The organism is Mesorhizobium sp. M7D.F.Ca.US.004.03.1.1 (genome assembly GCF_003998635.1).
Lineage (GTDB): Bacteria > Pseudomonadota > Alphaproteobacteria > Rhizobiales > Rhizobiaceae > Mesorhizobium > Mesorhizobium loti.
Genome location: NZ_RZQG01000684.1, coordinates 1 through 3,269, shown reverse-complemented (window position 1 = coordinate 3,269; position 3,269 = coordinate 1). Strand labels below are relative to the sequence as shown.

The window sequence follows — 3,269 nt, the reverse complement described above, 5'->3', positions numbered from 1 at the left end:
CCGCCATATCGGGCCAGGGCGCGCCAAGGCCGCGATGCAGCCAGCCAAGCCGCTGGCGGGCGAGCCGTTTCTGGTCGTCGCCGACCTGCACGGCAAGGCGCAGAATGCGCGCATCACAGCGGCAGCGGCCATTAGTGAGGACGATGTCCGCGCCGCGCTCGCGGACAGGATCGAGGTCCGCCGTGAAACGAGCTTCGACCGCGACAAGCGCGCTGTGCGCGTGCGCGAAACCGTGCGCCTTGGCGCCATCACGCTTGCCGAGCGCATGCTGCCGCCGCCAACCGGTGCTGACGCCGATCGCGCCATAACAGATGCGGTCCGCGAGCATGGGCTCTCACTGCTGACCTGGAGCAAGGAGGCGCAAACGCTGCGCCAGCGGCTTGGCTGGCTGCATCGCGGCCTTGGCGCGCCCTGGCCCGATATGGCGGATGCCGCTCTCATCGAACGCCTCGACGGCTGGCTGCTGCCGTTCCTGTCCGGCGCGGCATCGTTTGCCGCCATCGATGCGGGCGTTGTCTCTGCCGGACTGGCTACGCTCGTGCCACACGATCTGCAGCGCAAGGTCGATACGCTGGCGCCAACCCATTTCGATGCTCCGTCGGGCAGCCATGTGCCGATCCGCTATGACGGCGAATGGCCGGTGCTGGCGGTTCGCGTGCAGGAGCTGTTCGGCCTCGACCGCCATCCCGCCATCGCCAATGGCAGCGTGCCGCTGACACTCGAACTCCTGTCGCCGGCGCACCGGCCCATCCAGACGACGCGCGACCTGCCCGGCTTTTGGCGCGGCTCCTGGGCCGATGTGCGCGCCGACATGCGTGGCCGCTATCCCAAGCATGTCTGGCCGGAAAACCCGCTGCTCGCCACTGCCACCGCCCGCGCAAAACCCAGAGGTACCTAGCCTTCAGCGCTTCACGGCTGTAATCCATGGCCATGATCAACGTTTTGCGTTCGCCCGATTTCCAGCAGAGCCAGAGACTGCGCCTCAACACGCTAATCCGGTTGCGTTGGCTTGCCATTGTCGGTCAGAGCCTGACGGTGCTCGTTGTCGCCTATGGCCTGAAGTTTCCGCTGCCGGTCAGCCTCTGCTTTGCGCTGATTGCCTGTTCGGCCTGGATGAACCTGTTTCTCGCCTTCCGGCTTCCGGCGGCGCACCGGCTCACCCCGCTGGCGGCCTTCGGCATCCTCATCTTCGACAGCCTGCAGCTTGCCGGCCTGCTCTACATGACCGGCGGCCTCACCAACCCGTTCTCGCTGCTGATGACCGTGCCTGTCGTCATTTCGGCGACATCGCTGCCCCTGCGCCTGACCGCCATCCTCGGCGGGCTGGTTATGTCGGCGGCGACCTTTCTGGTCTTTGTCCATCTGCCGCTGCCCTGGCATGAGGACGCACCGCTGGCGATGCCCTTCATCTATGTCGCCGGCATATGGATGGCGGTGCTGTCCTCGATCGCCTTCACCGCCATATACGCCTTCCGGGTGGCCGCCGAAGCCCGGCTTCTGGCCAATGCGCTTGCCGCCACCGAACTGGTGCTGCAGCGCGAGCAGCACCTCTCGGCGCTCGACGGGCTGGCTGCCGCGGCCGCGCACGAGCTTGGCACCCCGCTTGCCACCATCGCGCTTGTCGCCAAGGAGATGGAAAAGGCGCTCGGCAAGGATCCGAAATACGGGGAAGACGTGACGCTGTTGCGCTCGCAGAGCGAGCGCTGCCGCGAGATCCTCAAGCGGCTGACCAGCCTGTCCTCCGAGGGCGAGGCGCATCTTTCGCGGCTGCCATTGACCTCGCTGGTCGAGGAGGTCACCGCGCCGCATCGCGACTTCGGCATCTCGATCAAGCTTCGGCCCGGCGAACGCATCGGGCCCGAGCCGGTCGGGCGCCGCAATCCGGGCGTTATCTACGGCCTCGGCAATCTGGTCGAGAATGCCGTCGATTTCGCACGCAAGAGCGTCACCGTGCGCTGGAGCTGGGATGACGCCGCTGTCACCTTCTCGATCATCGACGACGGACCAGGCTTTCCGGCCGAGATCATCGACCGCATCGGCGAGCCCTATATGTCGACGCGCCAGGGCAATGAAGCCGGCGGCGGCCTAGGGCTAGGTCTGTTCATCGCCAAGACCCTGCTCGAACGCTCGGGCGCGACGCTCGATTTTCGCAATTCGAGCGGCCTGGGCGAGGGCGCCGTGGTACAGATATCGTGGCCGCGTGGTGTGTTCCTCAATCCGGAAATCACTTCGGCCAGCATGTTCGACACCGCCTGAGAGCCTTGAAGGAGCTCTAAAAATTGGACAATGAGGCTCAGGAACTATATCTGCGTAAAATTAAGGCAGCAGGAATTTTGAGACTATGACAGGCGACGAAAATATTGGCGCAATGGTTGAAGGCGAGGACACCTCTTTGCTCATCGTCGATGACGACAAGCCGTTCCTCACGCGTCTGGCCCGCGCCATGGAAACCAGGGGTTTCGTGGTCGAGACGGCCGAGAGCGTCGAGGAGGCGGTTGCCAAGGCGCGCGCCAATCCGCCTGCCTATGCCGTAGTGGACATGCGGCTCGGCGACGGCAACGGCCTCGACGTGGTCGCGGCCATCCGCGAAAAGCGTGACGATTCCCGCGCCATCATCCTGACCGGCTACGGCAACATCGCCACTGCGGTGACGGCGGTGAAGCTCGGTGCCGTCGACTATCTCTCCAAGCCCGCCGACGCCGATGATATCTTCGCCGCACTCACCCGCACCGCCGGCGAGCGCGCGGCACCGCCGGAAAACCCGATGTCGGCCGACCGCGTCCGCTGGGAGCATATCCAGCGTGTCTATGAAATGTGCGAGCGCAATGTCTCCGAGACGGCGCGCCGGCTCAACATGCATCGCCGCACCTTGCAGCGGATATTGGCCAAGCGCGCGCCGCGCTGAGGCGCGGTTTGCGCATCTTGCGGAATGACGCCGGCCGACAGGCGGCATGACGGAGGCGACATGCAGGACTTGAAGCAGCGGCCGGTTTCCGTCTTCCGCGAATTTCTCGATGGCGAGGCGGCCGGCGGCATCATCCTGATGGTGGCCGCCGCCCTGGCGCTGATCGTCGCCAATTCGCCGTTCGCCGAAACCTACTTTTCCGCGCTCCATGCCTATCTCGGCCCGCTCAGCGTCTCGCACTGGGTCAATGACGGGCTGATGGCCGTGTTTTTCCTGCTCGTCGGGCTGGAGATTAAGCGCGAGGTTCTGGACGGCCAGCTCTCGACCTGGCCGCGACGCGTGCTGCCCGGCATCGCCGCTGCCG

At 65.4% G+C, this 3,269-nt stretch carries 4 protein-coding genes; all 4 read left to right on the top strand.

Translation table 11 applies throughout. The features are described 5' to 3' along the window. Window positions 1-898 (top strand): ATP-dependent helicase C-terminal domain-containing protein (locus EN935_RS27970; protein WP_164771387.1); only part of this gene is annotated, 898 nt, incomplete at its 5' end. A 26-nt stretch (window positions 899-924) separates the two neighbouring features. Then, window positions 925-2,256: an ActS/PrrB/RegB family redox-sensitive histidine kinase gene (locus EN935_RS27965; protein ID WP_127373838.1), complete on the top strand. Its 1,332-nt coding sequence runs from the start codon at window positions 925-927 to the stop codon at window positions 2,254-2,256. An 85-nt stretch (window positions 2,257-2,341) separates the two neighbouring features. Continuing rightward, a complete protein-coding gene (locus EN935_RS27960) occupies window positions 2,342-2,905 on the top strand; it encodes an ActR/PrrA/RegA family redox response regulator transcription factor (protein WP_023762754.1) in 564 nt (187 codons plus the stop codon). 60 nt (window positions 2,906-2,965) lie between these two features. Continuing rightward, window positions 2,966-3,269, top strand: a 304-nt coding sequence (locus EN935_RS27955) for a Na+/H+ antiporter NhaA (RefSeq protein ID WP_206534586.1), incomplete at its 3' end; no start/stop codon positions are given.